Source organism: Aquimarina pacifica (assembly GCF_000520955.1).
GTDB classification, from domain to species: Bacteria; Bacteroidota; Bacteroidia; order Flavobacteriales; family Flavobacteriaceae; genus Aquimarina; species Aquimarina pacifica.
In genome coordinates this window covers 1-3533 of the sequence record NZ_JACC01000080.1, presented here as the reverse complement: position 1 = coordinate 3533, position 3533 = coordinate 1, and the positions used below count along the sequence as shown (strand labels likewise).

Here is a 3533-nt window from a genome sequence, read left to right as displayed (position 1 = left end):
ACAGTGATACCATTAAAAAAATCAGAACAATCACTAGGTTCTACAATATCTTCTTCTGTAAATCCAAATGAACCAATATTAAATGCACCTCCTCTAAAAATTAAGAAAATGTCATGTGTCCCACTCAAATTTGAGATATTTGTAGATGTATTTACATAACTGTGCCAAGCACCTGTATTAGGAACAGAAAGCGTTCCGACAAGTGTTCCATTTTCACTATCTAATCTAATTTCAATGGAACGACCAGAACTTGGTGTAGATAAAAGAGCGTTAAACGAATTCATATTTGACACATCTATATCATTATAGCTTGCCCAATCACCATCAGCTAAATGTCCTAAGTTTTCACCATCTCCATTTGAGGATTCTATGATAACACCAGACATATTATCATAACATTCCGCTTCAGTAAATGCGGTAGTATTATTACAATCAGAACATGTTCCTTCTTCTACTCCACAACCACAATCACCGGGTTCATTTTTATTGGCGTCATCCGGACAATTATCACCTGCTACTAGAACATATCCATTCGGTTGGCTACACTGTTCTAATGAGGTGTCTGGATCACCGGCTCCATCTCCATCAGCATCTTCATACCATGTTTGTGGATTTGTTGGATTTATACCAGTAGTACCTCCTGAACAAATTCCACATGCATCAACAGTGGCTGTTCCTTCTACAACTCCCGCACAATCTGTACCACCACTGTTTGTATTTGATGCTACTAAAATATTAGAAACATAGTAGGTTTCTGCAGCGACACTCGTGGCACCATTGATAATAATTTCTATAGTATTTCCTCTAATTCCACTAACGGAAACAGTCTTTTCAGAAAAAGCATTTACATTTTCCGAGATAACTTGTTGACTGCCACCATCTATTTTATAATAAATATTTAGATAGTCAACATCTTCCATAGATCCAATACCTTCTATATTCATAGATACTTCAAGGCTTGTAGAAGCACAGGAAATGTCTATTGCTCCAGAGGTGTAATTAACTGTAGTATTGCTTACTGTAAAGTCATTATCATTCCAAGGAATTGAACAATTTGTAGATACAGAAGTCCCATAAAGATCTAAGGATGTTGTTTTGGCAATACCAGACGCTTCATATGCTATGGATAATACGTTTCCTCCTGTTTTTTCGAAAAACTGAACTTCTATTTGATGATATCCAGCTTCTAAGCAAATCGTTCCAGACTCTTCTTTGGCACCATGAAGTCCATCGTTATCGACTACTTTAATTCCATCGATCCAAAGTGCAGAACCATCATCAGAGGTTGTATAAAAAGTATAACTATCATCACTAGGAATATCAATATATCCTTCAAAACTCAGTCCAAAATTGTCTGCACTTGCTGCATTGCTAAGGTCAATAGATGGTGCTATACCATTAGAAATAGGGGTAAGTGTACCAAAGTTTGGTAAGACATTCCAAGAGCCTTCGAAATAGGTGTAATTGATACCAGAAGTTATATTAGAAGGTGGTGTAACATTGGCCAAAGGCGAGTTACAAGGATTTACTGTAGTATCTTCTGTAAAAGTAAACCAATCAATATCTAATAAGTATCCACTTCCGCCAGTAAATACTAGAAAAATATCTTGTTCTCCAGTTATAGAAGAAGTATTTGATGAAACAGTCTCCCACGTTGTCCATGAGCCTGTGTTGGCAACTTCTACTGTTCCCAGTAAAGTACCAGAGGTGCTTCCTTGTCTTATTTCGATAGTTCCTCCAGAGGCACCACTTGATACTGAAGCTGAAATTGAAGCTGCACCATTCTTAAAATCTACATCGTTGAATTTGATCCAATCACCATTTTGTATATAACCAACAGCATTTCCAGAAAGTTGTATTCCCGATTCATCGCAATAATCTTCTGCTTGTATCGTTGAAAAGGCATCATGACTGTCGCATACTGGCGGTTGAACAGAACCGTCACATGGTTCGTTAGGATCACTTATATTATTTACGTCAGAAACCGAACTGGTAATGTCATAATCATCATCATTGTCATAAGAATTATTGTTCATTACTATTCCTGTAGCTCCGCTTATAACACGAATCCCGTCTTTACTTCCTGAAACACAATTGTTTTGTATGTCTATATCGGTAGTAGTAAAACCATTAGTTTCACTATTAGCAAAAATTCCAATCTCGATATTGTCAGATATTATACAATCGTGTACTAAATATCCTATACTTACTGCTGCTCTAACTCCTCTGAAGAAATTACCAATCATTTCAGAATCTCGAATTTCAACATCCTCACTGTATGAAATATTGATTCCGTTACCTGATATTGAATTATTAAGTGAGGAATTTTTAACGATAGCGCCATACACACGTCTTAAGTATAAGTTATGAGCAAACCCTTCTTTACCGATAGCTCCATTTTCGCTAAAATCACAATTCTCTATTAAAACATTTTTTGCACCTTTAATATGTACTCCCCAACCTGTATTGTAACAACGTACATTCGATATTAAAATAGTGTCATGATCAGTTCCATAGGAAATGATATCCATTCCGCCACCATCAACTTTATTTGTCCCCTTTAATGTTAGGTTTCTAATAGTTATGTTGCTTAAACCGTAACCAGATTGCTCTATAATTTTAATATTTTGGGTTGTGGCAATAGTACTAGCGTAAATACCCGAGCCTTGCAATGTTACGTTACTCTTAATTTTTAAAGATGATGTTACTGTAAATGTTCCTGCTGCAAGTGTTACTGTACCACCACCACTTTCATTTACGTCATCAATAGCATCTTGGATGTTTCCACCTAAGGGCACCGTTATATCGACAGCATATATAGAGAAGCTTGTTAACAGAATAAAAACCTTTATCATGTTTATTAAATAGTTTGTTTTGAGCATAATTAAATTAGGTTAATTTTATACGGATTTTAATTTTTACTATATGGAGAAATAATTTGGTCCACCAGTTTAAAAATATTGACTCATTAACTGTTACTTTGCCTCATTATAGAATTCGCAAGTGCTTTTTTAGAATTCGTGGTAATTTGGCTTTGTCATAACAATTCACTTATTTTTTAAAAAGGTCAAGCCTATTCAATAAAAAGCATCAACAGAACATATTATAGTTTGTTGATGCTTTTAAATAAATATTAGATTTGTTGATCTAATAATGTTTTTATGTTAAATGAAATTACATTTATTTGATGACTATTTTTTTAATGAAAGATTTTTTTTCATCAATGATCTTTAGAATATATACACCTTTACTTGTTAAATGTCCTAAGTTTATCAATCCAGTTCCGTCTTTAATATTTTCTGAAAACACCTTTTGCCCGGCTAAGTTAAAAACATCTACTGTGGCTAATACTGAACCAGGAATACTAATATTTAATAGATCAGAATAGGAGGAAAGGGGATTAGGATATATTTGGGCTCCTAATGCATCTAAATTAGCCTTACTATTTCCTTGAAAACGCTCTCTGCTGGCAAGCCATTCCATATCCCATCGTACTCCCGTGAGTAAACATCCTTCGGCTCCTTGGTCAACTC

2 protein-coding genes are annotated in these 3533 nt (G+C 35.0%); both read right to left on the bottom strand.

What is annotated here, in order from left to right:
- Positions 1–2855, bottom strand: a 2855-nt coding sequence (locus tag DZ60_RS0121760; protein WP_025744119.1) for a carbohydrate-binding protein, incomplete at its 3' end; no start/stop codon positions are given.
- Positions 2856–3180: 325 nt separating this feature from the next.
- Positions 3181–3533, bottom strand: a 353-nt coding sequence (locus tag DZ60_RS0121755; RefSeq protein WP_025744118.1) for a T9SS type A sorting domain-containing protein, incomplete at its 5' end; no start/stop codon positions are given.